Consider the following 26,691-nt stretch of genomic DNA (forward strand, 5'->3'; position numbering starts at 1 on the left):
TATGGCAGACGTGCTTGAATTCAAAGATGTGACGGTTCGCCGCGCAGGACGCAATATCCTCGACGGCATTAACTGGGAGGTCAACGACGGCGAACGGTGGGTCATTCTCGGCCCGAATGGCGCAGGCAAAACCACGACCATTCAACTTGCGGCTGGGCGCATGCATCCGACCACCGGAACGGTCTCGATTATCGGCGAACAACTCGGACACGTGGACGTCAATGAGCTGCGCCCTCTGGTGGGTGTAGCTTCGGCTGCTCTGGACGCGCGGATCCCTGGGGAACAACCGGTGGTCGACGTCGTGCGCACCGCCGCCTACGGGCACTTGGCGCGTTGGCGCGAAACCTATGACGCCATGGACACAGACCGTGCAGACCTTCTCCTCAACCAGCTCGGGGTGGGGCAGCTACGGGACAGGGTGTTTCACACGCTTTCCTCAGGTGAGACAAAACGGGTGGGCATAGCGCGTGCTCTCATGCCCAATCCTGAGGTACTCGTGCTCGATGAGCCGACTTCCGGGCTGGATTTGGGTGGGCGTGAGTCATTGTTAGCTTCCCTCAGCCAACTCGCAGCACAAAAACATGCTCCTGTACTCGTTTTGGTCACCCATCATGTGGAAGAGATCCCTGCCGGATTCACTCATAGCCTTCTGCTCAAGGACGGGCGCACGTACGCAGCTGGACCTATCAACGACGTATTAACTTCGCAGAATCTTTCCGAGGTGTTCGGGCTGCCCCTCACTGTTGAATCCGCAGGTGGGAGATTTAATGCCCGGGCCAAGTAAAGCTCGAGTCCTTGTTGTGTTTGTACGTGGGATCAGCGCCCACACCCGGTAGACTGTGATGCAGGACGCCATTTTGTGCCCATAACTGAAGGAGGCCCCCATGAGCTGGCTAGTTTGGCTGATCATCGCGATTGTCTGTCTGATCATCGAGACCTTCACAGTTGACTTCACCTTCCTCATGTTGGCGGGTGCTGCGTTACTCACCGCTGGAGTGGCTGCTACAACAGGCAGTCTGGTCATTCAGATCATTGCCTTCTCCATCATTTCGGTGGTGCTGGTTGCCTTCGCACGGCCATGGGCCAAGCGGCACATCAATCCGAAAGGCTCCGCGATGGGCAACGTATACGGGCAGGTCGGCAAATCTGCCAAAACGTTGACCATCGTGGATTCCGATGCTGGCCGGGTCAAGATCGGCGGAGACGTCTGGTCTGCTCGCACCACCGGCCCAACGATTGCTAAGGATGTCGACGTCGTCGTGGTCAAGATCGATGGCGCTGTTGCCGTAGTAGAAGTCCGTTCCCCGGAAGAACCGTAAAACACATCTGCGATTGGCGGAAAATATGGAACTAATCTCTGGAAACAACATAATCTTGTTGCTGCTCCTGCTGCTTTTGCTGCTTGTTGTGGTCGCGCTCTTCAGGTCGATCTTCAAGGTGCATCAAGGTTTCACGGTTATCGTCGAACGCTTGGGGCGTTACCACAAGACCCTTCAGCCGGGCCTGCACTTCCTCATTCCTTTCTTGGATACGCAGCGCCAGCGCATCGACATGCGTGAACAGGTTGTCCCGTTCCCACCACAGACTGTGATTACTTCGGACAACATCAACGTGTCAATCGATACCGTCATCTACTACCAAGTGACCAATCCCGAGGCCGCTACCTATGAAATCGCTGATCCCATGCAGGGTATCGAGCAGCTCGCTGTCACTACCATGCGTAACATCATCGGCACGATGGACATGGAGCAGGCACTGACTGGACGCGACCAAATCAATGGTCAGCTGCGAGGAGTGCTGGACGAAGCCACTGGGCGTTGGGGTATTCGCGTCTCGCGCGTTGAACTTAAGGCCATTGATCCGCCGGCTCGTGTGCAGGCTGCGATGGAGCAGCAGATGAAGGCGGAACGTGACCGCCGCGCAGCCATTCTGACGGCTGAAGGCGTCAAGCAGTCGGCAATTCTGCAGGCTGAAGGAGAAAAGCAGTCGGCAATTCTGCGCGCCGAGGGTCAAGCTCAGTCAACAATTCTGCGCGCACAGGGCGAATCTCGGGCCATCCTCCAACTGTTCGATGCAATTCATCGCGGGGATGCCGACCCGAAGCTCTTGGCATACGAGTACATTCGCACTTTGCCACAGATCGCTAACTCGAGTTCCTCAAAGGTGTGGGTGATCCCCTCGGATCTCACATCTGCCATCGATGCCGTCACCAAGGGCTTCGCTGGCGAATCGGATTACACTCCCGGGGCTTCAAGCCAAGGTGCGATACTAAAAGAGGGGGAGCAGGCCATCACCGACACGCTCAAGTCAACGGCGTTGCCGGACCTCGACAGCGCGCTGGCCGATGCCAAAGACGAAGCAGGCCGTGCCACCACAGAGGCAACTGAATCTGGAACTCGATCTGGTCATTCATTCGACCCAGGTGCCGAGGCAGGTCAGCGTCCCAACCTCCCAGGAGAATAATTTCGTTTGTTCATCTCAATCGACTCGCTCGAGGGTGACAGGCTAGAAGACTATACGCATTTGACGGACGTGGCCCTGCGTCGCAAGCTGGAAACTGAGCGAGGACTCTACATGGCAGAGTCCTCCAAGGTAATCATGCGGGCGATCGAAGCGGGCCACGTCCCGCGTTCGTTCCTCACTGCACCCAAATGGCTGGACCAACTCACTCCGTGGATTGAGCAGGCGTGTGGCAGCCCAGACGGAGGTGATGTGCCAGTCTTTGTGGCAGACGAGCCAACACTCGAACAGATCACCGGCTTTCACCTTCATCGCGGTGCGCTAGCCGCTATGAATCGGCCACGCTTGGCCGAACCAGTTAGCTTGCTCCGTGGCGCTCGTGCCGGGCATGGGGCGCGCCGCGTGGTGATACTAGAAGGCCTCGTGGACCACACGAATGTGGGTGCGATCTTCCGATCGGCGGCGGCACTTGGAATCGATGCTGTACTTGTGACCGAGGATTGTGCAGATCCTCTGTATCGCAGATCGGTGCGGGTATCCATGGGAACGGTGTTCCAGGTGCCGTGGACGCGCATTGGAAAGCTCTCCGACTCGATCCCACGCCTGCGGGAAGCTGGGTTCACTACTGCTGCGCTGGCGCTGAAAGATGATTCTCTTTCTCTTGATGCGTTTTCACAACTCCCGGTGTGCAACGGCCGGGACTCAAGAGTTGCCCTCATTATGGGAACCGAGGGTGATGGATTGACTGACCACACGATTGCCGCGGCCGACTACAGCGTGGTCATTCCCATGGGCGGAAACGTCGATTCGCTCAATGTGGCCGCTGCGAGTGCAGTGGTGTGCTGGGAGCTTCGGGTTCGCGACTAAAGACCGTCCAGCAAGGCGGAAAGGTGCTGGCTAGACCGGTATTGCGTGCGGGGTATACCCCGTCGATCGATGTTGGGTATACTCCGCAATCTTGGTCTATGTTGGAATCTTCTCCTGTTGAAAAGGAGCTTGCTACGCTCTTTGCCCAGATTCTTCGCGCCAGAAGGCACGAATTGGGGCTGTCGCAGGAACAGGTGGCATTGCGGGCCAACATTGACCGCAATCACTATCAACTTATGGAATCGGCTCGCTCAGATCGTAAGACCAACAAGGCTGTGAATCCGAGGTTATACACGCTGATGCGGCTAGCTGATGCCCTTGAAATGCCTGTTGAGGACCTGCTTCATAGTGTTTCCGAAGGGTATGACGTGATCCGCGCGCACGGTCAGAGTCTGAATGACCAAGACGAGTTCTGAGGGTCAATGACCAAGACGAGTTCTGAGGGTCAAGGCGCAGTGCTGTGACCTATGAGAAGTCGGCTGAACCTGCAAAGGCGTTCTGACGCCACGCTTCGTAAACTGCAATAGACGCTGAGTTGGCGAGGTTGAGAGAACGTAAGTGCGGCATCATCGGGATGCGAAGCGCCTTGGTGATGGCGGCGTCAGCAATGACTTTGGCTGGAAGCCCTGTTGGTTCGGGGCCAAAAAGCAAGACGTCGCCAGGCTTGAATTCTTCGTGTGCGAAGTTGTTTTCAGTGTGCCCGGTGAAGGCAAAGATGCGATGACCCTCGAGTTCTTCGACAAGTGCCTCAAAGTTCGGATGAATGTGCACGTTGGCCAGATCGTGGTAGTCGAGGCCGGCACGCTTGAGGTGAGTATCGGAGAAGTCGAACCCGAGCGGCTCCACTAGATGAAGTGTTGAACCAGTGCAGGCTGCTAGGCGGATCGCTGCGCCAGTATTGCCGGGAATGCGCGGTTCGTAGAAGACGATATGAAACACCCCCATATGCTACGCGTATGGGGGATGAGCCGCCTATTCGGCAGCGAATACGGTTAGCCGAGCGCGGGCGATCGTGTGGAACAGAGCTGCGAATGCCACTGCTGTGGGGGTGGTTGAGCGCGGGTCAAGGTCCAGAGTGGGAACATCAAGGGCGTGTACGGCAAAGATATAGCGATGAGCGTGGTCGCCGTGCGGTGGTGCGGCACCCGTGTAATCAAATTGGTTCCCGTCATTACGGGCGTGGATTGCGCTTCCTGGGAGTGTGAGGTCTGACTGACCGGCACCTTGGTCAAGTGAGGTCATGGAGGAATCAATGTCCACAACCGTCCAGTGCCAGAAACCCGCGGGCGTGGGGGCATCTGGGTCAAAGCAGTTGAGGAGAAAGCCTTCGGTCTCAGGAGGGAAGCCGTGCCATGAGAGTTGTGGAGACGTGTTACCCCCAGCAGCACGGTGAAGCGGGGCCATGGACTTGCCGTCCACGAGGTCCGCGCTTTGCAGCGTGAAGGAAGGGACCTTAGGGAGAAGGCCATACGGGTCAGGTGCTACGGGGCGAGTGAGATCCATGTCACCAGACTAGGTCAGAGGGTCATCACATTTGAAGAGGTTGTCCGCCGCGTTGGCAGATGTAGCTGATGCACATGTGATGTGTTGACTACTTGGGGTAATGGTGGTGCGGATGTGGGGGTGATGGTGACGTACGGATTGCTGTTCGACGTCGTCGAGCAGTTTTCTATGCGCCGTCTGACATTGGTGGGGAGCTATGAAACTCTGAATGGAAATCTGTCGCGAATTCGGCATACGCTATAAATCGAACAGACGTTCGAAAGGGGTGGGGAATGGAAACGTCAGGCAAATTGGAAGCGGCGCGCCTTGCATTGTTACATGCGGAGCAATCTGTAGGCCTCTCCTCGGCCAGAAGCCCATTCCTATCAGGCATATCGCGAAATGTCGCAGATGCGGTCACAGAGGGTTCACTGGCGCGTCAGGCGGTGGAATCCGTTCCAGAACAGCATGCCGCTGCACCGTGGGGGGATCAATCGGGTACATGGGAAGTACCTGAAGAACTAGATTTTTTCTTTCCGCGGGGACTGGTGAAGGGAACAACCTTCGCCATTCATGGAGCTCGTTTTGCGGCCTTTCTTATGGCGGGAGTAGCTAGCAAGCTAGGAGCTTGGACCGCTTGCCTTGGTATCCCAGACATGGGATGGGCTGGCGCGGCCGGGCTAGGAATTGACGTGGCACGTACGGTGTGCGTTTCACAAACTGAAGGGCCAGCTGTGCTACAAGCTCTTTCTGCCGCTATTGACGGGTTTGATACGGTGATTGTTGGCAGGGATATCCGTTTGGACGCCCGGGAACGAAGAGTGATGGCTAAGCGAGCCTTGTCACGCGGCACACTCTTGATCGCCGAATCTTGGGATGCGCGTGATCGTATTATGTCGCGGTTCCTAGGAGTTGAGGGCGTGCACAATGGAAGTGGCCACATCTCAGCAGTCCACTTCGAACTTGAGCGTGCGGGGGTGCGTCCTTGCCGTGTGCGTATGGACCTCTCTGGCTGGAAAGTGGATGAAGAATCTCCCGCAGTTTCCTCGCTTCAAGGTGTGGCACACCTTGAAGTCTTGCCTCAACGCGGGGATGCGGGTCAGCGGAAGCGTTCGGCTCCCACAAGTCGCCCGGCTCTGCGGGTGGTCACGCCATGATGTACGGAAGTGTGTGGATTCCTGACTGGCCCGTTACGGCAGCAGAGCTTGCGGAAGAAGTGCCTGCGCACACTGCGGCGGCAGTGTGCGCAGGGCGCGGGGTTTTGGCCACCAACTCATGGGCACGGGCAGCAGGCATACGCGTTGGCATGGGGCGGCGTGCAGCCCACGCAGCCTGTCCGGAAGCGACGCTCCTATCTCCAGACCGTGAACGTGATGCGAGCCGCTTCGAACCCGTCTTGCGCGCCCTAGATCGTCACATTGCCCGAATTACTGTTATGGAACCCGGTACCGTCATCTTTGCAGCTCGAGGGGCCATACGTTCTGCAGGGAGTCCGCAGCTCCTTGCTGAGGCAATCGTTGGTGAAGTGGCGGATGTAGCAGGTTGTGAATCCTACGTAGGATTTGGCGAAGGCACACTCGCTACACTCTTGGCGGCCCGCACGGGAACAGTCCTTCAACCTGGGGCATCGTTGCCCTTTATTGTCAACCAACCGGTTAAGACGCTTCTTATGCCCTTCTCTACGGCTCAAGCACGTAGTGATGTTAACCAGTGTCTCGAACTTCTACGCAAACTTGGAATTGTGACAGTAGGGGAAGTGCGTGAACTTGGTGCGCCCGCTTTAAGTTCACGCTTCGGGCGTATCGGCTTAACACTGTGGCAACTGGCTTCCGGGAATGACGCTCCGTTAGAAGTAACTGGGCGTTCGCCGGCGCAGTTCACCTGTTCGCGCTCATTTGAACCACCACTCCACACCACTGATTCGGCGGCATTTGCTGCCAAAGAGTTGGCTGGCGAACTCGGTGAGGAAATGACAGCCCGCAACCTCGGAGGCGGGCGTCTGACTATCTCAGCCGCACTAGAAAACGGCAATCAGTATGAACGCTCCTGGCTCATTGAGGGAGGTGGGGTCCGCGACGTCGTCGACAGAGTACGTTGGCAACTAGGCAGCTGGATAGCAAGCGACGAAGAGGGCTCTGACATCATTAGACTCGAATTATTGATGTCAGACCTGCAGGTGTCAGGTCAACGCCCTGACACCCTGTGGGGCGGGCGCACGGTTGGAGATGAACAAGCTTCCCGGTCAGCTGCCCGTATGCAAGCCCTGCTAGGGGAAGAATCCGTTCACCTCGCTGAGAAGATGGGAGGGCGGACTCCGCGCGAGGAGTTCGCGGAACGATCATGGAGTGAAGCTCCTTCGCGTGCCACCGCGGCTTCGTTGCCATGGCCGGGAGCAGTTCCCCACCCAGCACCGACCATAGTATTTCCAGATCCACACCACATTGATCTTGTCGGCTACTGCGGGCATTCACTCATCGTGACAGGGGATGGCATGCTGGCCTGCTCGGATGGCTGCACCGGAGAAATTAGGCCCGCTCGCATGCTTGAGGAACACGTATCACAGCCCATCATCGATTTTGCCGGACCGTGGATCATTGAGCAGCGTTGGTGGGATCCGCGCAGAAGCAGGCGGGCCTATCTCCAAACGGTTTCCGAAAGTGTGGCGGCCCTTATCTATCGAGAAGATGAAGCTTGGTATGTGGAGGGGCTCTATGCGTGAGGCTCCTTCACTCTTACACTCAGCTCCAGTTTCTGTGCCCTACGCAGAGCTTCATTGTCACTCTGCCTATAGCTTTCTAGACGGCGCGTCCATGCCTAACGAACTCGTGGAACGCGCCTGCGATCTGAGATTGGAAGCTCTCTGCCTCACAGATCATGCAGGATTCCCAGGGGTGGTCCAACTTGCCGCCGCTGCGCGCAACGCCGGTCTACCGGTTGCCATTGGCACGGAACTAACACTTCACACGGATACCCGCCGGACGGATTCTCCAGACCCCGAAGGCGACCACCTCCTGCTCATAGCTCGCGATGCCGAAGGCTACCAAAGGCTCTCCCGCACTGTAGGTGAAGCCATGCTTTCCAGTGGAAAGAAGGGGAGTGCCTACTACTCACAGGAAGTGCTAGGGCAAGCAGGCGGTGGAAAATGGGTGGCTCTCACAGGATGCAGAAAAGGAGCAGTACGCCGCGCTTTGGAAAGCCATTCAGGAGTGTTTGGAGCTGACGCCGCACTTCAAGAAATTCTGGCACTCGCGGACGTATTTGGTAAGGAAAACGTAGCAGTGGAACTGACCGCTACAGGGTCTCCGCTGGATCGCGAGCGCTGCAACATCCTTGCTGAACTTGCAGCTACCGCTCGCGTGGAAGCAATCGTGACTGGGAATGTTCATTACGCCCGGCCATCAGACCGTCCCGTGGCGGATGTCCTCGCAGCAACCAGATCACGTATGAAGCTTGAAGAGATCAACCCTTACCTTCCAGCCAATGGTTCCTACTTGCGCTCTGGTGCTCAGATGCTTGCACTCCACTGCGATCATCCGGAGGCAATTGCGGCGGCTGCGCACCTCGGGGCAGAATGCGCATTCGATTTGGCACTCGTGGCCCCACAACTCCCATTGTTTCCAGTTCCTGCGGGATACACGGAAGCCACATGGCTGCAAGAACTCACTTCACAAAGAGGTACAGAGCGCTATGGAACACGAAACGAAAATCCTCAGGCATGGAAGCAGATAGATCACGAACTAGATGTCATTCTTCAGCTTGGTTTTCCTGGATACTTCCTTATCGTTGAAGAAATTGTGGCATTCTGCCACAGCCAAGGAATCTGGTGCCAAGGGAGGGGATCAGCGGCAAACTCGGCTGTCTGTTTTGCATTGGGCATAACCGCAGTGGACGCCGTTCGGCACAAGATGCTCTTTGAACGTTTCTTATCGCCGGGCCGTTCAGGCCCACCCGACATCGACGTCGACATCGAATCGGGACGGCGCGAAGAAGTCATTCAACACGTTTACGCACGCTACGGGCGCGAATGTGCTGCTCAGGTGGCCAACGTCATCACGTATCGCCCGCGTTCGGCCATTAGGGATGCAGCGCGGGCACTTGGATACGACCAAGGCCAATCAGACAAGTGGGCTAAATCCGTAGAACACCGCGTTCCGCGTACCAAAGGAAAAACGTTCGATCCTACAAAGGAACGTGCTGCCGCCGAACAGAAAGAAGAAGTTGCCGCCGTTGGGAGGCAAGCTGGCTTCACAAAGAAATGGGATACCAACACGGTACCTAGTGACGTGGCAGAAATCGCTGCACGCCTCCAACGCCTTCCACGCCACCTCGGTATCCACTCTGGTGGAATGGTGCTCTGCGACCGTCCAGTCATTGACGTGTGCCCAGTTGAATGGGCCAGCATGCCCGGACGTACAGTACTTCAATGGGACAAAGACGATTGCGCCGAAGCAGGTTTGGTGAAGTTTGACCTGCTTGGACTTGGAATGCTCACTGCGCTGCGCCTCGCGTTCACGCGTTTGGAAGCTAGGGGAATCTTTGGAGAAGATGGCAAATCACTTGGCCTCCATAATCTTCCGCAGGAAGACCCACGCGTCTACGCTCTACTCCAAGAGGCCGACACCATCGGAGTGTTTCAAGTGGAATCCCGCGCCCAGATGGCGACGCTTCCGCGCCTGCGCCCATCCACTTTCTATGACATCGTGATAGAAGTGGCACTTATTCGGCCAGGCCCCATTCAAGGGCAGTCGGTATCCCCATACATACGCCGCCGCAATGGTAAAGAAGAAGTCACCTACCTACATTCGAGCCTCATACCAGCACTCGAAAAGACCTTAGGTGTGCCGCTCTTCCAAGAACAGCTCATGCAGATAGCCATCGACTCAGCGGGGTTCAGTCCTGCTCAAGCAGATAAGCTACGCAAAGCGATGGGGTCAAAACGTTCCCACGAGCGGATGGAGGCCCTCAAGGCAGATCTCTTCGCAGGCATGATCGAGCGCGGAATCACTGAGGAAATCGCAGAACAGATCTATTCCAAGTTACACGCCTTCGCAGAGTTTGGCTTTCCCGAATCACACGCCTTCTCATTCGCGTACCTCGTATATGCCTCCGCATGGCTCAAAGTACACCATCCCGAAGAGTTCTACATGGGGTTACTATGCGCACAACCCATGGGCTTCTATTCACCGCAAACCTTGGTGGCAGATGCTCGGCGCCACGGCGTGCGTGTTCTGCCTCCCGACGTCGTCGCATCACAGGAACAGGCCAGTATTGAGCTCAGCGAACCGCGTCCCATCACGGCGCATCCGCTGGTTACCGCCGATCCTTCACGTTCAGTGCGCCTGGGGCTTTCTTCAATCAAAGGAATCGGTAGTGCGTGTGAACGGATACTTAGCGCACGCGATGAGGCAGCTTTTCTTGGTGTTTCAGATTTGGCTAGGCGCGCTCGTCTCACTCAAGAAGAAATTGAACGGCTGGCTTCAGCCGGTGCACTGCGGTCTCTTGGAACTGGGCGGCGCGAAGGAATCTGGCTGGCGCATGCTCTTGAGGATCGCAGCGCAGCACATGGCATGTGGTTTCAGCCAACGATCCCGGGAACTGAGCCCCAAGGCGACATTCCACGCCTTCCCAGCATCACCGAAGCGGAAGCCGCAGATGCGGATATCCGTTCTACAGGCATCTCAGTCTCCTCGTATCCCACCCAGTTCCTGCGTGCGGACCTCAACCGCGTGGGTGTACTGCGAATTAGTGATCTGACAGAGACGGAGGCCGGAGTTCGTGTTCGAGTGGCCGGAATTGTTACCCACCGGCAGCGTCCGCATACCGCGAAGGGTGTCACCTTCATCTCGCTGGAAGATGAGACAGGACTTCTCAACGTGGTCTGTTCGCACGGACTGTGGCAGCGCTATCGCGAGGTCGCGCGTCACAGCAATGGGTTGATCATTCGTGGAATGGTTGAGAGGGGAGATGGAGCAAGTAACTTCGTGGCTGATAGCTTGGAACCGCTCCCACTGACCGTGGCGCTACCATCACGCGACTTCCGGTAGCCGTGAGCAGACGATGCCATCAAAGCTCGGTAAACTGACACACAGACGAAAGGTGCATTCTTGGCAAAGTACATGAAGTTCATCAAGCTGGCCATTCAAGCAGGTCCAATGGTCGCTGCGATCGCGCGTCAACTGGCCCCGCAGCTCCAGCGAATGATCAGGGATAATCCCGGAGCATTTGAGTCCATGTCACATCGATTCAGCAAAGTCGTAGGCACCAAGAAGGAGTCTCCGCGCGGATTCGAACAGAGATGTCGTGTTCTACGCGATCAAGTGACGTACCTCTATGCGTCTGCGAACACCTCTGACGTGGCACACCAAGCCATCGCTTGGCGCAAGGAACTCGAAGCGGTTGAGCATGCTCTGCCAGTCCTTCAGGCGATGGGGCGTCAACAACGTATGGTGGAGAAGCGACGCCTTGAGAAGAGGCTTGACCATCTTTCATCAGAAATCCTTGCAGCAAGCCTTATCGACGAAGTGGAGGATGCCGAATTAGCAGGGGAAAGCGGGCTCGACAATAGCGAGGATCGTCCAACGGAAGATCGTTAGATGAAGAATCTCCACGTAGCTGGCGCAAGTTTGAGCACATGTTGAGCAACTTTTTGCGTATCTGTTAGGGTCAAACAATGGCAAGGGACAGCAAAGAGCTTATTCTGGCAAAGATGCAGGATGCCGATATTTCTGAGGCAGAGATCTCCACATTTGTGCGTGCGTATGACAGGTTTACATCTGGCGCAAGGACTCTGTTGTCAGAAACCGAAATATCGCCGGTTGGTTCCATTCGCAACGTTGCGGATTTGAGCAATGAAGACCAGAGCGCACTTCAAACAACAGCAGTCTTACGGCTCAATGGCGGAATCGGCACAACCATGGGTTTGGACACTCCGAAATCGCTACTCTCGGCACACGGATCGCTACGTTTCATTGACATCATTCTCAAACAGCTCCAAGCTCTGCGAGAATCACACGGTGCGCGCCTTCCATTGATTCTGCTGAATTCGAAGGCTACGGAACGCGATACGAAGCGTGAAGTTGCACTGCCGGAGAACCCAGATGGCATCCCCACATCGATTCTTCAGGGAGTGGTTCCGCGCCTCCTAGCGAGCTCGCATGAACCCATTAGTTGGCCAGACAATCCGAATCTGGAGTGGGCGCCTCCTGGGCATGGAGACCTGTACGGAGTGTTACAACGAACGGGCCTGTTAGATCAGCTTCTCGCCTCCGGCTATAAATACCTCTTTGTCGCCAACGCTGACAATCTCGGCGCTGTTCCAGAGGTCTCCATCGCAGCATGGTTCGCCGAATCCGGCGCCGACTTCGCTGCTGAGGTAGTCAAGCGCACACCGATGGACAAGAAAGGCGGGCATTTTGCGCGCCTTATTGAAAACAACAGGTTGGTCCTGCGCGAGACTGCACAGACCCCGGCCGGGGACATCCCGTACTTTCAGGATATCGACCGCCACAAGTACCTCAACACGAACAATCTTTGGATTAACCTTGAATCGTTGCGCGAAGTCGATGGCCCTATGGGCCTTGAACTTCCGTTAATCGCAAACAACAAACACATTACCGATGAAGAGTCTCCTGAGGTCATTCAACTCGAGACAGCTATGGGAAGCGCGGTCTCCATCTTTGCTCACGCCGAACTTCTGGAAGTATCATCATCACGATTCTTACCGGTGAAGAATACGAGCGATTTACTTCTCTTGCGCTCTGACGTCTATGAGTTTGACAGTGGTTACAGGCTTGTGGAGCAGGTATCTCCTCGCCCGGTTGTCACCTTGGATCCTGCGTATTTCGGACGATATCGCGACTTCGAGGAGCGCATTCTTGGGGAACCCTCACTGAAGGAGTCGTCTGAGTTCTCGGTGTCCGGAGACGTCACCATTCCCCAGGGATACGTTGCGACAGGAAGCGTGCTCCTTACTGCTCAGGTCTAGTGCGGGCGCCGGGCAGCCCCTCCAGCTGGAGTCTCTGGGCTACCCGGCAACGAATCTAGGAACTACCCAAGCTCCTGAATAGTAAGAACACAATTAGATGCCGAGGACCCTGCGCAAGTTGGGGCGAAAGTAGTTCGGTCCTTTGAGAACCTTTCCATCTTCCCGGTAAATGGGCTTTCCATCTGCGTCAAGCTTGGAGAGGTTTGATGCCTGAATCTCTGCGAGCACATCCGCAAGTGGGATACCAAGTTCCAGCGCCATTCCGTACGCGACGTATACAAGGTCTCCGATCGCATCGGCCACTTCGACCGTATCCCGGCTGCCGTCGTCGGCCTGCTTTGCCTTGCCAAAAGCCTCCGTCATGATTGCTTGAGCCTTTTCGCCGTACACAGCTCCAATGAGTTCAGCACATTCCTCGGCAACCAGAGAGAGCCGCATGTGTACTCTCTCGCGATCCGCATTTGGTTCGCCTTCAACGATCGGAAGACCATAGGTTGTGTGGAAGGCTCTGACAAGCTGTTCAGGATCACGCGGATTCCCGATGGCCGGATGGCGCGAATCGGGGCCGATCCATGGATGCTGTGGCTTGCGGGGATCGGTAGGCAGTATGGAACCGATGAGGCAATCGTATGCATTTCCTTTGTTGGTACTGTGCTTACGAATTCTGCCCTCAAAAGTGAAACCGGCATTCCACGCAACGCGTGCTGAGGGCCAGTTCGGTTCGCCGTCGACAATGAGACACTCCCAAATGACCGACTCTAGGCTCATCGAATCAAACGCAAAGTCAAGTACCGCCTGAACGGCCTCGCTCATATAACCCTTGTTGCGAACATGGGGAGCGATCATGAAGCCCATCTCGGAGGTGGGATGGCCACCAGTCAAAGAGATTGTGCCGATGGTACGCCCATAAGTGCCGTCCGCTGCCTTCTCGCGAAGAGACCATGTAGGGGAGTCTGCCTCCCATGCTGCCGGAACAATCTTCTCAATGAAGTTGTGAGCATCCTCAAGAGTGTAGGGCCAAGGAACGGTTGTCCATTTTTGGGACTCCGGATCCGTGCACATGTCGGTGATTGCTTGTGCATCGGCGAGTGTAGGACTGGAGAGGACCAAGCGGTCTGTGGTCAGTTGGGTTGGAAGCATGGCATCCAGTGTAGTCGGGAACGGCAAAGGCAATCTCTGGGGCCTTCACAAGCTGTGCTGGTGCGAGACTGTTGACATTCTTGCTCGGTGGTGCTTGGACTTCCCGAGCAAGACACTTAGTCTTACAACAGGGTTGTTACTTTCGAGGCAAGACCTGAGCAAATGCTACACAGCGAATTGTGGCGTTATGCTCGGGTCTTTTTTTATTTTCTGGCGGGATTCAAGGAGGAACCATGGCAAAGCCTGATTACCAGCAAGTCGCCGAGCAAGTGCTTTCGGGGGTTGGCGGTAAGGAAAACATTTCCAGCGCCACACATTGCATTACACGTCTTCGTCTCAAGCTCAAGGACACGGGCAAAGCCGACAAGACCAAGATCGAGTCCATCAACGGAGTTCTGTCAGTCGTGGAGGCCGGTGGGCAATTCCAGGTTGTCATTGGTGACGACGTACCTGAGGTGTACGAGCGATTTACCAAGGCCGCTGGGATTGCTGGCGACGGCGAGGTTCCACCGGATGATGAAGAGAAGGGCAATCTTCTTAATCGGTTCATCCAACTGATTTCAAGTATCTTCCTACCTATCCTGTGGACCCTTGCAGGCGTATCGCTGATCAAGGCATTCCTTGCTATGGCGGTTCAGCTCAACTGGATCGATACTGCCGGATCCAACTACGCCATTCTCAACGCGGCTTCCGATGCCGTCTTCTATTTCCTTCCGATCTTCCTGGCTGTTACGGCAGCGGAGCGTTTCAAGGCAAATCAGTTCACAGCAATGGCCATCGCAGGAGCCTTGGTATACCCGAGTATCGTCGCACTGAGCGATGCATCGGGCGTGACCTTCTTGGGTATTCCTGTTGTCATGATGAGCTACACGTCCTCGGTCATCCCGATCCTGTTTGCTGTGTGGATTCAGGGGCACCTAGAGCGGTGGGTCCAGAAGGTACTGCCTTCGATGATCCGCAACTTCACCACGCCGCTTCTGGTCACTCTGGTTATGGTTCCTCTCGCTCTCATCGTTGTGGGTCCAATCACGACTCTGCTTGCAGACGGCATCTCCTCAGGTGTCCAGTTCCTCTTCGTTCATGCGCCGTGGGCAGCGGGCGCTGTGGTTGGCGGCTTCTGGCAGGTCCTAGTGATCTTCGGTCTGCACTGGGGACTCGTTCCGGTGATGATAAACGATCTGGCTACCTTGGGGTACTCTCTCCTAGCCGGACCGATCCCAGCCGCTGTGCTCGCACAGGCCGCTGCTGCTATCGCAGTTGCTATTCGCACCAAGTCGAAGGCACGCCGTGGAGTTGCGATTCCGGGCGCGGTTTCCGGCATCTTGGCAGGGGTAACGGAACCAATTATCTACGGTGTAAACCTCCCGATGCGCCGCCCCTTCTACTTCGGTGTTGCTGGCGGAGCAATTGGCGGAATGATCGCAGCCATCGGTGGCGCGGCCAACAGCACGTTTGTTGTTCCTTCTCTGCTGTCTCTTCCGGCCTACTTGGGCCAGGGAAGCTTCGCGACGCTCGTCATCGGCATTCTTGTGGGCATGGCAGTCGCATTCTTCCTCACGTTGTTCTTTGGTGTGACCAAGGATAACGACAAGGTTGACGAAGCGCCGGTGGCAGCAGATGCCATTGTTGAACCCGGTGCAAACGCTGCACTTGTCTCTCCGGTCAACGGTCAGCTGATCGCGCTCGCTGATGTTCAGGACAAGGCATTTGCGTCAGGCGTTCTGGGATCAGGTGTTGGCGTGATTCCTTCGGATGGCGCCATCGTCTCTCCAGTAACAGGTACTGTCATCACTGCATTCCCCACCGGGCACGCATACGGCATTCGCTCCGAAGAAGGTATCGAGGTCCTGATTCACATTGGAATCGATACGGTTTCGATGAAGGGCGACGGTTTTACTCCTCAGGTCGCCAAGGGAGATCATGTCTCGGCCGGAGATCCGATCGCTTCAGTTGACCTCAAGAAGGTAACTGCGGCCGGATTCGATCCCACTGTGATCATGGTTGTTACCAACTCCAAGAAACTGGGCAGCATCGATGCCTCGACTCCAGGCCAGGTAACGGTTGGCGTTCCCGTGCTCAGTGTCTCGACCTCGAAAGAGCAGCTCGTCGGATGAAGTATCGCGAACTTGACACATTTCCTGAGGGTTTCCTCTGGGGTGCATCAACTTCCGCCTACCAGGTGGAAGGCGCATGGGACACAGACGGGAAGGGTCCGTCCGTCATCGACGCGAATGGGCACACTGCACCCGGAATCTCAGATTTCCGAGTTTGCTCGGATCACTATCATCACGTTGAAGAAGACGTTGCGCTGTTCGCGCAGATGGGGCTGAAGTCATACCGATTCTCCATCGCGTGGACACGTATCATTCCTGACGGTGACGGCCTAGTCAATCAAGCTGGCGTGGACTTCTATCACCGACTGATTGACTCACTCATTGCCCATGGAATCGAACCGATCGTGACGATGTATCACTTCGATCTGCCTGCGGCGTTGGACGCTAAAGGTGGTTGGGAGAACAGAGATACAGTAGCCGCGTTTGAACGCTTCGCTCGAATTCTGTTTTCTGAGTATGGATCGAAGGTTACATATTGGCTAACCATCAATGAGCAGAACATGATGATCCTGGTGGGGGAGGCCATTGGGACAGTCAAGAAGGGTAGCCCTAAGTCGTCGCTATACCAAGCAAATCATCACATGATGCTTGCTCAGGCGAAGGCAATTCTTGCTTGTCATGAGATGCTGCCTTCGGCCAAGATCGGGCCCGCCCCCAACATCGCATTGACCTATCCGGAGACTTGCGATCCTGAGGACGTACTTGCTGCGGACGACTTCAACTCGATTCGAAACTGGTTCTACTTGGATGCGTCAGTGCGCGGCATGTACAACTCAGTGGCGTGGCGCTACCTTCGTGAGATTGGCGCCACTCCGAACGTCGAAGCCGGGGACATGGACGTGTTGAAGTCGGCCACGCCGGACTTCATCGCCTTCAATTACTATGCGTCGATGACTGTGTCAAAGCCGGCACCCGAAGGAGCAGCCACACCGGACTCCTCTGATCAGCAGCTTTTTGCTGGCGAGGCGAACGTGTTTCTCGGTGTCAAGAACCCCCACCTTCCGTCCACAGACTTTGGGTGGGAGATGGATCCGATCGGATTCCGGAACACCTTCCGTGCTTTGTGGGATCGTTACCACCTCCCATTGTTGGTGACTGAGAACGGGCTGGGAGCTTTCGACAAGTTGGAAGATGGTGCGGTTCATGATCAGTACCGCATCAACTACCTGCGAGATCACATCAAGCAGATACAGCTTGCGATCACAGACGGGGTCGAAGTGCTTGGATACAATCCTTGGTCAGCAATTGACTTAGTTTCGACACACCAAGGAGTTGCCAAGCGATACGGCTTCATCTTCGTTAATCGCGGGGAAGGAGACATGTTGGACCTTGCGCGATATCCGAAGGACAGCTTCTACTGGTACAAGAAGGTCATCTCCTCCAACGGTGACGATCTGAACTGACGGCAAAGAGGCTGGTGGACGTTCGCACCTTCTGGGGCGAACGTCCACCAGTTGCAACCTGGTTATTGTCGCATCCATCCAATCCAGAAAGGAGGCTGGTATGGAAATAGTCAAGGTGCTCAACAACAACGTCGTTCTGATCACCGATTCTGATGGCACACAGCGTATTCTCACCGGTCGTGGAATTGGGTTTCAGAAGTCACCGGGGCAGCACGTAGATCTCGCTAAAGTGATCCAGGTCTTTTCGCCAGAGACACGCGAAGAATACGTGACGTTGCGAGACTTCCTGCTGGATATCTCACCTGAATATGTCGCATTGGCACGGACGATCGTCGATCTCGCGGAGGCTAGCTGGAACGTAACGTTCCCTGAGAGCCTCACAATCGCACTGGCTGACCACATTTCCTTCGCTGTGAAGCGAGCCGAGGCAGGGGATGTTTCTGCGCACCCATTGAAGTCAGAGGTGCGTCAACTCTTTCCTGCTGAGTTTCACATGGCCAAGGAAGCCGTTCGTATGGCACGCGAAGATACGCACCTTCCTATTAGTGACGAGGAGACCACTGCCATCACGCTGCATCTTGTGAACGCCAATGCCTTCGCAGGCAACGACATGTCCAAGACCTTTGAGATGACTGAGACTCTCACGCAAGTCTTTGACGTGCTCCGATCGATCTTTGATCGGGACTTCGCGTCTGATGACATCAATACTGCCCGCTTCATTACTCACCTACGCTACTTCTTTACACGCGCGGCTAATGATCAACAGCTTCAAGATCAGTCAGAAGCATTCAATGAGAGCGTGCGCGACTCCTTCCCGGTGGCAGCCCAAGCTGCACAGAGAGTTCGGGTCGTGCTCGAAATGCGTCTGGATGCTCGTCTGACTGACGATGAACTGACCTACCTGATACTTCACATAGCCCGGCTGACCGGAAACTACGAGAGGAAACAGAAATGACAAACACTTCCTTGACAGGCAAGGCTTTCCCCGAGGGATTCCTGTGGGGTGGTGCCACCGCCGCAAACCAGATTGAAGGGAAATGGAACGTCGATGGCAAGGGCCCGTCCATTCAGGATGTTATGCCGGTGGGCATTTCGGGCGCTCCGACAGAGGAACCAACGCAAGACAATCTGAAGCTTGAGGCGATCGACTTCTACTCGCGGTATGCGCAGGACATCGCACTGTTCGCCGAGATGGGCTTTAAGGTGTTTCGATTCTCCATCGCCTGGAGCCGCATCTTCCCCAATGGTGATGAAACAGAACCGAACGAGGCAGGGCTCGCATTCTATGATCGCGTACTTGACGAGTGTGAGAAGTATGGCATTGAGCCACTTGTGACGATCTCCCATTATGAAACGCCACTTCACCTAGCGAAGGCGTATGACGGATGGACAGATCGTCGTCTCATTGGCTTCTACGAGCGTTACGCACGAACTCTGTTTGAGCGTTTCGGCAATCGAGTGACGTACTGGCTCACCTTCAACGAGATCAACTCGGTGTTGCACGCCCCTCTGATGTCCGGAGGTATCTGGACGCCCAAGGAGCAGCTCTCCAAGACACAGCTGTATCAAGCCATTCACAATGAACTCGTGGCTTCGGCCAGCGCAACCAAGATTGCACGCGAGGTGGCTCCGAACGCAAAGATCGGCTGCATGATTCTCGCTATGCCCACCTACCCTCTTACACCTGATCCCGACGACGTCTGGGCCGCCAAACTCATCGAGCATGACAACTATGCCTTTGGTGACATACATGTTCGCGGCAGTTACCCGGGTTACTATCTGCGCAAGCTCCGGGAACTCGGCGTAGAACTGGACATCACCGACGAGGATCGCGAAATCCTGAAGAATACTGTGGATTTCGTATCGTTTAGCTACTACATGAGCGTCTGCGAAACGGCGGATCCGTCCAAGCGGGTTGAGGGACGAGGCAACATCATGGGTGGTGTGCAGAACCCAACCTTAGAGGTATCCGAGTGGGGTTGGTCCATCGATCCTGTGGGCCTACGAGTTGTACTCAATGATTTCTGGGAACGCTGGCAGGTGCCGCTCTTCATCGTAGAGAACGGACTTGGTGCCATGGACAAGCTGACTGAGGTGGACGGCGTCAAGACCGTCGAGGATGGATATCGAACGGCGTACCTGCGCGATCACCTTATTCAGGTTCGTGAAGCCATCGAAGACGGGGTGGACCTCCTTGGATACACATGGTGGGGTCCGATTGACTTGGTAAGCGCCTCCACCGCAGAGCTCTCCAAGAGGTATGGGTTCGTCTACGTGGACCGCAATAACGACGGTTCAGGCAGCTTGGAGCGGTATCGCAAGCAGTCGTTCTATGCATACAAGGAAATCATCGAATCCAATGGTGCTTCGCTCTGACCCTGAGGGTCTTCGGACTCATTGGGCAACATGGTAGCGATGAGGCAGTGGGCCTCCCGGCACATAAGCGCTGGGAGGCCCACTGCGCGCAGTAAACGGGGCTGGCACTGCCAGATCCAGCTTTCTTCAGGAGAAGTCGATATCGTCTTCCTCGTCAAAGTCCACAAAGTCCGCATCTGAGGCGGATTCATCTTCGTCATAGTCATCGTCTAGACCGACGGCGTCGTCCTCATCATCGTCCAGATCGACGGCGTCTTCCTCATCGTCGAGGTCCTCTTCGATATCGTCTTCATCAGTCGAGTACACATCGAGCGGAAGTTCGACACCAAACTGGGTGAACATAACATCGTCATAGACGGTGTAGGCATCCGCCAATGCGTCGCCAGTTTCCAACACACTTGGCGCATCTGGATCTTGAGCGCTCACTGCCACCTGATGAAAGTCCTCCAGGGCACCGATGAGACGGTCGAGTGCTGCGCGCGGGTCAATAGCCATGCGTTCAGATTAGCCTGCGCGCCTGACAAGTTCCATTGGAGACCCGAACTGTGCATCACGAAGTGAGATTAATGGCGATTGACACATCCACAACTGAGGTCTGCACACCTATGACGGCTAGCGCAGCATTTACGCATCGTCAACTCTTTCTCGCCATATGATCTGCAACACTGAGTTCACATTCGCTGCGAGACTATTGGCCCACGTGACTCTCCACGAACAGAGCCACTCAATCATTGACATCACTGAGGGGATGACTATATGAATCAGCACGGTCCGAAAAGACTGCGTGCCGTCGCCGTTTGCACAGTCGTAGCAGCACTGGCATTAGGCACAGGTTCACCGGCCCTAGCTTCGGATTCAGAGAACCCGGAACTGAGTTACGAGAGCCTCGCGTCGTTGCAAAACTCCGACGTATCCAAGCCGACGCTCGAAGACCTTCGCGCAGCGGCAGAAGCCACCAATGCCACGGGCAAATGGTTTGTCCAGCTCACCGCGGACGCCACATCACAAGGTGGACGAAAGTCCGCAATCGTTAAGCAGCAACGCACATTCACAGCCGAGATGGCTGCCTCTGACGAGGACGTTGAAGTCACGAACAGCTTCGTTGACCTGTGGAACGGTGTGACAGTGGATGCCGGATCGGAAGCTCTCGATACCATCCTTAACTCGGATCAGGTTGAAGCCGTGTTCCCGGTCGTCGTCGTCGAACGGCCTGACGAAACGGCAACATCTGTTTCGAGCCCCGATATGTATACCGCCAAGTCCCTGACGGGAGCTGACTACGTTCAGCAGGATCTGGGCGTGACCGGAGATGGAATCAAGATCGGCATTATCGATACCGGTGTTGACATTGATAACCCAGTGTTGGGCGGGACTGGCGTGAGTGGTGAGTCTTCTTTCCCAACCACGAAGGTTGTCGCTGGCTACGATCTGGTGGGAGACGACTACAACGCCGACGATCCAGACACGGTTCGTGTTCCTGACTCCAATCCAGATGACTGCGCCGGTCACGGCACGCACGTCGCAGGTATCGCGGCAGGCAACAACACCCCCAGCGGCGACTTCACGGGTGTAGCTCCCGATGCGGTCATCGGCGCATACCGTGTGTTCGGTTGTGATGGAACTACAGATTCTGACGTCATGCTCGAAGCCATGGAACTGGCTGCCGCAGACGGCATGGATGTTGTGAACATGTCAATCGGTGCAGCAGCTGTTACATGGCCCAATTACCCCACAGCCGTTGCTGCGAACAACCTTGCTTCGGCAGGGGTTGTCGTTACAGTCTCACAGGGCAACGAGGGCGATAGCGGTCTCTTCTTTGGTGGAGCACCTGCTGTGGCCTCTGGGGTCATTGCAGTTGGGTCAGTGGACAACACCACCGTCATGCAATCTGCGTTCTCGGTTGGTGGCGTGCTGTACGGTTACGCGGGCGCTACCGGATCTCCGGCCCCGGCGAAGTCGGGTGATATGGAGCTCGCAGCATACCCAGCAGGTCAGGAGACGGGTGCTGTAGATCTCGACGGTGAGCCGTTCGCAGGCAAGGCTGTGCTGGTATCTCGTGGCACGTCGTCCTTCTACGAAAAGGCTCTCGCGGCACAGAAAGATGGTGCCGCGGCAGTCATCATTTACAACAACGCCGCCGGTGTTATCAACGCGACCGTGGAGGGTGACGAGGCGATCACTATTCCGGTCGTCACCATCACACAGGCAGCTGGCCAAACGCTTGCCAGCGCAATTGCCGCCGGTTCTACGACGCTTTCGTGGACCGATCAGTATTCCACCGCACAGGATCCTAACGGTGGCATTACGTCGGACTTCTCGTCGTGGGGTGTTGCGGCTGATTTGTCTCTCAAGCCAAATGTCATGGCGCCTGGTGGAAACATCTTCTCCGCTTACCCGCTGGATGCGGCTGACGGCGATGGATCCGGTTTCACGTCCATGAGTGGCACTTCGATGGCGGCACCTCACGTGGCTGGAGCTGCGGCATTGTTGCTTTCCGCAAACGCTGCTCTCACTCCAACCACCGTGAAGACTCTGCTGCAGAACACTGCAACTCCTGTCGCTAACTCAATCGGATACTACGACTTCTACGAGCCAATCGTGCGCCAGGGCGCCGGTCTCATTGATGTCGCTTCCGCGGTGTCTGAGGCCGTTTCAGGCAACAGCATCGGAACGGCTGCCTTGCCGTCCACGATCACGCCTTCCGAGATCAGCCTTGGTGATGGCGATGCCATCGAAACCACTCCAGTCACCATAACGAACAACAAGAACTATGAAGTGACATATGACCTCGTTGTCGATGATTCGGGGCTTTCGGTTGCGCTCGGTGCGAACGCAGATGCCAATGACAATTACGACATTCCGCAGGACCTCGCAAGCGTCACCGCGATTACGCTCGACGGAACGCCTGTTGATCACGTAACCGTTGGTGCTGGCGCTTCAGTGACGGTAGACGTCACTGTTGACGAGCCAACGGAATCTTGGCTCGGTGACGCGATTCCGGATGGAACGTTCTACGGCGCTTGGCTTACGTTTGCCGGCGACGACGGCACCGTCCGATCCGTCCCATTCATGGGGCTCAAGGGTGATTACGAAACTGATCTAACCTTCATGCTTTCGACATATGGCGATCTGTACCCAGAGGATGTCCTTCTCGAGAACAACATCGATCCTTCAGAGCCGTACTATGAGCCGACGCTCGCTTATGCGGGTGCGGATGGCTACGACCTTGTTGAAGATACTGACCACGTCTACTCCATGGAAGGTGACGACATTCTGGCCGTTGCTCTTCATATTGAGAACCCCGTCAGTCACCTGAGCATCCAGGCGTATTCGGTGGATGACGCTGGCAACATTGGCGCTCCGCTTTCTTCCACGCCGCTCTACGAGTCCGATGGTGAAGGAACCTCAACCGGGTACCAGATCCCGCTCGAATGGGATGGCACCTACGTCTCTAGTGACGGCACAACTGCCGATGCTCCAAGTGGCCGCTATGTTCTCGGTATTGAGGTTACAAAGGGTCTGGGGCAAGCAAGCACCGGAAACGATGCAGATAACTACGAATCATGGACCTCTCCAGTGTTCATCGTTCGCGAGTACACGGCTCCAGAGCCCGGCGATGAAGTCGCGCCGGTTTCTGACTCGTCCAAGGGCATCAACGTCTACTTCCAGCCCGATCTGGTGACTACTGTTACTGACCTGGCCATGAAGGTTGCTCGCGGGGACCAAGTGCTCGCGGGAGACTGGGACGGCGACGGCTACGATACCTTGGCGGTTCGCAAGGGTCGCACCTACACGTTCTATGACACCAATCGCACCGGCGCAACCAGCTACACCATCACGTATGGTCCGGCGGGTTCCACTCCAGTTGTCGGAGATTTCAATGGTGACGGGCGTGATGACCTTGCTGTTCGTGCCAAGAACACCAACAAGTTCTACATCAACTATGACGTCACAACCGGCGGAGTTGCTGATAAGACCGTGGTCTATGGAAAGTCGACTGATACCCCGCTGGCCGGTGACTGGAACGGTGACGGTCCGGATACCTTGGGTGTTAAGCGAGGCAATAAGTTCTTGCTCGTTGACAAGCTTGGAGTAGGAACAGCCACCCGCACGTACGTGTATGGCAAGGCGTCTGACAAGCCTCTGGTTGCAGACTTCAATGGCGACAGCGTTGACTCCATCTCGGTTGTGCGTGGCGCAACCGTGTACGTCAACAACGCACTTACCGGAGGTACTGCCTCCTCGAAGGTCACTTTTGGTCGTTCCAGCAGCCAGCTGGTGACGGGCGATTGGGATGCTTCAGGATCCGACACGTTGGCTTCATACCTAGGCTGAACATGACGCAGTAGAAGGTCTGAGCCTTCAATGCGTAAAGAGTGGGTTTTCGGGGTGCTGTAGGGCTCCCCGAAAACCCACTCTTCATGTCTGTCCGGGGTGGTCAAAAGGCCACGTCAGAGGCAACTTAAGAACGCGATGCACGTCACCCTCAGAACGGCCCCGCCCGTTTTGCTCGGTGCTTAAGGCGCGTGCTAAAGTCTTATTCGTTGCTCGGGGAGATAACCTGAACAAGTCACCTGCGCGGGTGGCGGAATAGGTAGACGCGCTAGCTTGAGGTGCTAGTCCTCTTATTTGAGGGTGGGGGTTCAAGTCCCCCTCCGCGCACGAAATGAAACCTGCTTCTAGATGCATGTAACAGCATCTAGAAGCAGGTTTTTCGTTGCTATATAGCCAATCTCATGGGGCCGCTACTACGAGTATCAGCACTCGCATCGAACCGCTGATATCACCCTCCTGACACAGGATCTCTTGAATCTGACACGGGTCCCATGTGGATGTGGCAAGAGCGGCCCGTGCTCCGATCAACCGGTGGTCGCTGTGTTGCCGGTTCGGGCGGAGACTCACAAGGGCGCGCCTTCAGCCTTGCGGTCAGAATGCAGTTTCCGACCGCAGGCATCGCATTATGCAGAACGCTACGGGTCTGAGGGCTTAGTCTGTTACGTCGTCCAAGGCTGCCGCAACAAGTTCGGGCAGCGCCTCACCGGACGCGAGCGCAGATGTGAACTGCGCCGCCGTGCGTGCCCCCACCAATGCCGAGCTAATTGCGGGATTGCGAAGAGTCCACGAAAGCGCCACATCACTCAAGCTGCGGCCAAGGCCATCGGCGGCCCGTGCCAGCGCTTCTACAACTCGACGTTGCCGATCGCGAAGGTAGGGCTCTACGAAAGCCGATAAATGCTCTGAAGCTGCACGTGAAGTTGGCGGAATTGACCGGCGGTACTTACCGGTAAGCACTCCACGTCCCAATGGGGAGGCAGCAAACGTTCCCAAACCGCAGTACTCAGCAAATGGCAGGAGCTGGTCTTCGCATTCGCGGGCTAGTAACGAATACTCGGTCTCAATGACGCTGAGAGATGGAAGATGCCGTTCCTTCAAGAGCTGCTGGAGTATGGCTGCCCGCCATGCTGGATAGCCCATGATTCCGATGTATCTGACTGTTCCTGATGTGACAAGCTTGGCAAGTGCAGTTGCCGTTTCCTCATCTGAAGCAATGGGATCGGGCGCTCCAAGTAGAAGGACATCTACGTAGTCAGTTGCGAGGCGTTCTAGCGAATCGTTTACAGAGTCCTGAATGGAGCCACGACCAGCACCGAAGCGCAGGCCGTTTGGTCCGCGGGTGAATCCGGCACGTGTGCACAGAACCAACTGCTGGCGGGGAAACTCATGCGTTGTGAGCTTTCCTACAAGCGTTTCGGCTGCACCATGACCAAAAGCGGGCGAAGTATCGATGAGATTACCGCCCGCATCCAACAGTGCTTGGACCTGCCCGCGTGCTTCGTCTTCATTCGTATCGCGGCCCCAAGTCAGTGTGCCTAGGCCAATTTCGCCGACGACGAGGCCACTTCGGCCAACTGTGCGTTCCCTCATAATGTCAAGATTAATGCAGAACGCTCATCTACCGAGTTGCTAGGCAAAGATAAGCTACCGATCGTGGGTATTTTTGAGGCTATTATCTTGGGACTCTTGCAGGGACTAACAGAGTTCCTGCCTATCTCGTCATCGGCGCACATTCGCATCTTTGGCGACCTATTCGGGTGGGGAGATCCCGGCGCAGCTTTCACCGCCATCATTCAGATCGGCACAGAGCTGGCAGTCATTGTGTACTTCTGGCATGACATCGTATCGATTATCACGAAGTGGTTCCGAGCGTTGCCTTTTGGCTGGAAGAACCCAGTCAAGCAGTCAGATCCAGATGTGCGTTTGGGATGGATCATCATCATCGCGACGATCCCGATCGGAGTGTTGGGATTCATCTTCCAGGACACAATTGAAACAAGCCTACGAAACCTCTATATCACGGCCTTCGTGTTGGCTGTGTTCGGTTTGTTGCTGGGGCTTGCTGACAAGTTCTCAAAGCGCACGATCAAGCTGGAGGACATGTCCATTCGAGATGGTCTCATCGTTGGTTTCGGGCAAGCCTTGGCATTGATTCCAGGCGTTTCCCGTTCCGGCGGTACTATCACTACCGCACTGCTGCTGGGGTACACACGCGAGGCCGCCGCACGTGCCTCATTCTTGTTGGCAGTTCCAGCTGTGCTGGCTTCTGGCTTCTTCCAACTGTTTAAGTCAAGTGGTGACGGAACTCTAGTTCTTGGGCCGACCATCCTTGCAGCCATCATCGCCTTTGTGGTGGGCTATGCGGTTATCGTGTGGTTCCTCAAGATGATTTCCACGAAGTCGTACACGGTATTCGTTGTATACCGCGTGCTCTTGGCGATCCTCGTGGTTGTGCTGCTGGGCGTGGGAGCTTTGTCAGTCTTCTGATCCACTTCTGGCTGCGCTACCTGAATCCGCGGGCAAGCAACCC

At 55.8% G+C, this 26,691-nt stretch carries 21 protein-coding genes and 1 tRNA gene; 17 read left to right on the forward strand and 5 right to left on the reverse strand.

Features of this window, described 5'->3' with window-relative positions; translation table 11 throughout:
• Nucleotide 1 precedes the first annotated feature (1 nt).
• From H2O17_RS05820 to H2O17_RS05840, 5 genes are all read left to right on the forward strand, one after another.
• Nucleotides 2-784, forward strand: coding sequence for an ABC transporter ATP-binding protein (locus H2O17_RS05820; protein ID WP_182050851.1), 783 nt, complete (start codon nucleotides 2-4; stop codon nucleotides 782-784).
• A gap of 100 nt (nucleotides 785-884) precedes the next feature.
• Entirely contained in the window at nucleotides 885-1,319 is a 435-nt protein-coding gene (locus H2O17_RS05825; RefSeq protein ID WP_182050852.1) for an NfeD family protein, read from the forward strand.
• Nucleotides 1,320-1,344: 25 nt separating this feature from the next.
• Nucleotides 1,345-2,463, forward strand: coding sequence for an SPFH domain-containing protein (locus tag H2O17_RS05830; protein WP_182050853.1), 1,119 nt, complete (start codon nucleotides 1,345-1,347; stop codon nucleotides 2,461-2,463).
• A 6-nt stretch (nucleotides 2,464-2,469) separates the two neighbouring features.
• Nucleotides 2,470-3,327, forward strand: a complete 858-nt coding sequence (locus H2O17_RS05835) for a TrmH family RNA methyltransferase (RefSeq protein WP_246311167.1) — start codon at nucleotides 2,470-2,472, stop codon at nucleotides 3,325-3,327.
• Nucleotides 3,328-3,425: 98 nt separating this feature from the next.
• Nucleotides 3,426-3,743 (forward strand): helix-turn-helix domain-containing protein, encoded by a 318-nt coding sequence (locus H2O17_RS05840; protein WP_182048832.1) that lies wholly within the window; start codon nucleotides 3,426-3,428, stop codon nucleotides 3,741-3,743.
• A 49-nt stretch (nucleotides 3,744-3,792) separates the two neighbouring features.
• On the opposite strand, the gene H2O17_RS05845 is transcribed toward H2O17_RS05840, so the two are convergent.
• Nucleotides 3,793-4,266, reverse strand: coding sequence for a tRNA (cytidine(34)-2'-O)-methyltransferase (locus H2O17_RS05845; RefSeq protein WP_182048833.1), 474 nt, complete (start codon nucleotides 4,264-4,266; stop codon nucleotides 3,793-3,795).
• Nucleotides 4,267-4,299: 33 nt separating this feature from the next.
• Nucleotides 4,300-4,830 (reverse strand): YbhB/YbcL family Raf kinase inhibitor-like protein, encoded by a 531-nt coding sequence (locus H2O17_RS05850; RefSeq protein WP_182048834.1) that lies wholly within the window; start codon nucleotides 4,828-4,830, stop codon nucleotides 4,300-4,302.
• A gap of 272 nt (nucleotides 4,831-5,102) precedes the next feature.
• Here H2O17_RS05850 and H2O17_RS05855 point away from each other — a divergent pair, with 272 nt between their 5' ends.
• From H2O17_RS05855 to H2O17_RS05875, 5 genes are all read left to right on the forward strand, one after another.
• Nucleotides 5,103-5,966, forward strand: a complete 864-nt coding sequence (locus H2O17_RS05855; protein WP_182048835.1) for a hypothetical protein — start codon at nucleotides 5,103-5,105, stop codon at nucleotides 5,964-5,966.
• The gene (locus tag H2O17_RS05860; protein WP_182048836.1) at nucleotides 5,963-7,528 is read left to right on the forward strand and encodes a DNA polymerase Y family protein; all 1,566 of its coding nucleotides are present in this window, start codon (nucleotides 5,963-5,965) and stop codon (nucleotides 7,526-7,528) included. The genes H2O17_RS05855 and H2O17_RS05860 overlap by 4 nt, the downstream gene beginning before the upstream one ends.
• Nucleotides 7,521-10,853 (forward strand): error-prone DNA polymerase, encoded by a 3,333-nt coding sequence (locus H2O17_RS05865; protein WP_182048837.1) that lies wholly within the window; start codon nucleotides 7,521-7,523, stop codon nucleotides 10,851-10,853. Before H2O17_RS05860 ends, H2O17_RS05865 begins: the two co-directional genes overlap by 8 nt.
• A gap of 60 nt (nucleotides 10,854-10,913) precedes the next feature.
• The gene (locus tag H2O17_RS05870; RefSeq protein WP_182048838.1) at nucleotides 10,914-11,402 is read left to right on the forward strand and encodes a hypothetical protein; all 489 of its coding nucleotides are present in this window, start codon (nucleotides 10,914-10,916) and stop codon (nucleotides 11,400-11,402) included.
• A gap of 77 nt (nucleotides 11,403-11,479) precedes the next feature.
• The gene (locus tag H2O17_RS05875; RefSeq protein ID WP_182048839.1) at nucleotides 11,480-12,793 is read left to right on the forward strand and encodes a UTP--glucose-1-phosphate uridylyltransferase; all 1,314 of its coding nucleotides are present in this window, start codon (nucleotides 11,480-11,482) and stop codon (nucleotides 12,791-12,793) included.
• A 93-nt stretch (nucleotides 12,794-12,886) separates the two neighbouring features.
• On the opposite strand, the gene H2O17_RS05880 is transcribed toward H2O17_RS05875, so the two are convergent.
• Nucleotides 12,887-13,933, reverse strand: a complete 1,047-nt coding sequence (locus tag H2O17_RS05880; RefSeq protein WP_182048840.1) for a GNAT family N-acetyltransferase — start codon at nucleotides 13,931-13,933, stop codon at nucleotides 12,887-12,889.
• Between the two features lie 233 nt (nucleotides 13,934-14,166).
• On the opposite strand from H2O17_RS05880, the gene H2O17_RS05885 reads away from it, so the two are divergent.
• The 4 genes from H2O17_RS05885 (at nucleotide 14,167) to H2O17_RS05900 (ending at nucleotide 19,826) form a co-directional block, all read left to right on the forward strand.
• Nucleotides 14,167-16,047, forward strand: coding sequence for a beta-glucoside-specific PTS transporter subunit IIABC (locus tag H2O17_RS05885; protein ID WP_182048841.1), 1,881 nt, complete (start codon nucleotides 14,167-14,169; stop codon nucleotides 16,045-16,047).
• Nucleotides 16,044-17,450: a glycoside hydrolase family 1 protein gene (locus H2O17_RS05890; RefSeq protein WP_182048842.1), complete on the forward strand. Its 1,407-nt coding sequence runs from the start codon at nucleotides 16,044-16,046 to the stop codon at nucleotides 17,448-17,450. Before H2O17_RS05885 ends, H2O17_RS05890 begins: the two co-directional genes overlap by 4 nt.
• Before the next feature lie 100 nt (nucleotides 17,451-17,550).
• Nucleotides 17,551-18,405, forward strand: a complete 855-nt coding sequence (locus H2O17_RS05895) for a PRD domain-containing protein (protein WP_182048843.1) — start codon at nucleotides 17,551-17,553, stop codon at nucleotides 18,403-18,405.
• Complete coding sequence (locus H2O17_RS05900) at nucleotides 18,402-19,826, forward strand: glycoside hydrolase family 1 protein (RefSeq protein WP_182048844.1); 1,425 nt, start codon at nucleotides 18,402-18,404, stop codon at nucleotides 19,824-19,826. The genes H2O17_RS05895 and H2O17_RS05900 overlap by 4 nt, the downstream gene beginning before the upstream one ends.
• Before the next feature lie 126 nt (nucleotides 19,827-19,952).
• Here the strand turns inward: H2O17_RS05900 and H2O17_RS05905 are convergent, their stop codons facing one another.
• The gene (locus H2O17_RS05905; protein WP_182048845.1) at nucleotides 19,953-20,321 is read right to left on the reverse strand and encodes a hypothetical protein; all 369 of its coding nucleotides are present in this window, start codon (nucleotides 20,319-20,321) and stop codon (nucleotides 19,953-19,955) included.
• Nucleotides 20,322-20,582: 261 nt separating this feature from the next.
• On the opposite strand from H2O17_RS05905, the gene H2O17_RS05910 reads away from it, so the two are divergent.
• Together H2O17_RS05910 and H2O17_RS05915 are read left to right on the forward strand one after the other, a co-directional pair.
• Entirely contained in the window at nucleotides 20,583-24,161 is a 3,579-nt protein-coding gene (locus tag H2O17_RS05910; protein ID WP_182048846.1) for a S8 family serine peptidase, read from the forward strand.
• 241 nt (nucleotides 24,162-24,402) lie between these two features.
• Nucleotides 24,403-24,488, forward strand: a tRNA-Leu gene (locus tag H2O17_RS05915).
• A 324-nt stretch (nucleotides 24,489-24,812) separates the two neighbouring features.
• On the opposite strand, the gene H2O17_RS05920 is transcribed toward H2O17_RS05915, so the two are convergent.
• A complete protein-coding gene (locus H2O17_RS05920) occupies nucleotides 24,813-25,751 on the reverse strand; it encodes an aldo/keto reductase (RefSeq protein ID WP_182048847.1) in 939 nt (312 codons plus the stop codon).
• A 63-nt stretch (nucleotides 25,752-25,814) separates the two neighbouring features.
• On the opposite strand from H2O17_RS05920, the gene H2O17_RS05925 reads away from it, so the two are divergent.
• Entirely contained in the window at nucleotides 25,815-26,648 is an 834-nt protein-coding gene (locus tag H2O17_RS05925; RefSeq protein WP_182048848.1) for an undecaprenyl-diphosphate phosphatase, read from the forward strand.
• Nucleotides 26,649-26,691: the final 43 nt, after the last annotated feature.

The sequence above is a fragment of the Changpingibacter yushuensis genome, from assembly GCF_014041995.1.
Classification (GTDB): Bacteria; Actinomycetota; Actinomycetes; order Actinomycetales; family Actinomycetaceae; genus Changpingibacter; species Changpingibacter yushuensis.

Coding starts and splice junctions, on each gene's coding strand:
- H2O17_RS05910 (WP_182048846.1), top strand. CDS start 20,583: ATGAATCAGCACGGTCCGAAAAGACTGCGTGCCGTCGCCGTTTGCACA.
- H2O17_RS05840 (WP_182048832.1), top strand. CDS start 3,426: ATGTTGGAATCTTCTCCTGTTGAAAAGGAGCTTGCTACGCTCTTTGCC.
- H2O17_RS05895 (WP_182048843.1), top strand. CDS start 17,551: ATGGAAATAGTCAAGGTGCTCAACAACAACGTCGTTCTGATCACCGAT.
- H2O17_RS05860 (WP_182048836.1), top strand. CDS start 5,963: ATGATGTACGGAAGTGTGTGGATTCCTGACTGGCCCGTTACGGCAGCA.
- H2O17_RS05855 (WP_182048835.1), top strand. CDS start 5,103: ATGGAAACGTCAGGCAAATTGGAAGCGGCGCGCCTTGCATTGTTACAT.
- H2O17_RS05820 (WP_182050851.1), top strand. CDS start 2: ATGGCAGACGTGCTTGAATTCAAAGATGTGACGGTTCGCCGCGCAGGA.
- H2O17_RS05900 (WP_182048844.1), top strand. CDS start 18,402: ATGACAAACACTTCCTTGACAGGCAAGGCTTTCCCCGAGGGATTCCTG.
- H2O17_RS05830 (WP_182050853.1), top strand. CDS start 1,345: ATGGAACTAATCTCTGGAAACAACATAATCTTGTTGCTGCTCCTGCTG.
- H2O17_RS05905 (WP_182048845.1), bottom strand. CDS start 20,321: ATGGCTATTGACCCGCGCGCAGCACTCGACCGTCTCATCGGTGCCCTG.
- H2O17_RS05920 (WP_182048847.1), bottom strand. CDS start 25,751: ATGAGGGAACGCACAGTTGGCCGAAGTGGCCTCGTCGTCGGCGAAATT.
- H2O17_RS05880 (WP_182048840.1), bottom strand. CDS start 13,933: ATGCTTCCAACCCAACTGACCACAGACCGCTTGGTCCTCTCCAGTCCT.
- H2O17_RS05825 (WP_182050852.1), top strand. CDS start 885: ATGAGCTGGCTAGTTTGGCTGATCATCGCGATTGTCTGTCTGATCATC.
- H2O17_RS05865 (WP_182048837.1), top strand. CDS start 7,521: ATGCGTGAGGCTCCTTCACTCTTACACTCAGCTCCAGTTTCTGTGCCC.
- H2O17_RS05885 (WP_182048841.1), top strand. CDS start 14,167: ATGGCAAAGCCTGATTACCAGCAAGTCGCCGAGCAAGTGCTTTCGGGG.
- H2O17_RS05875 (WP_182048839.1), top strand. CDS start 11,480: ATGGCAAGGGACAGCAAAGAGCTTATTCTGGCAAAGATGCAGGATGCC.
- H2O17_RS05850 (WP_182048834.1), bottom strand. CDS start 4,830: ATGGATCTCACTCGCCCCGTAGCACCTGACCCGTATGGCCTTCTCCCT.
- H2O17_RS05890 (WP_182048842.1), top strand. CDS start 16,044: ATGAAGTATCGCGAACTTGACACATTTCCTGAGGGTTTCCTCTGGGGT.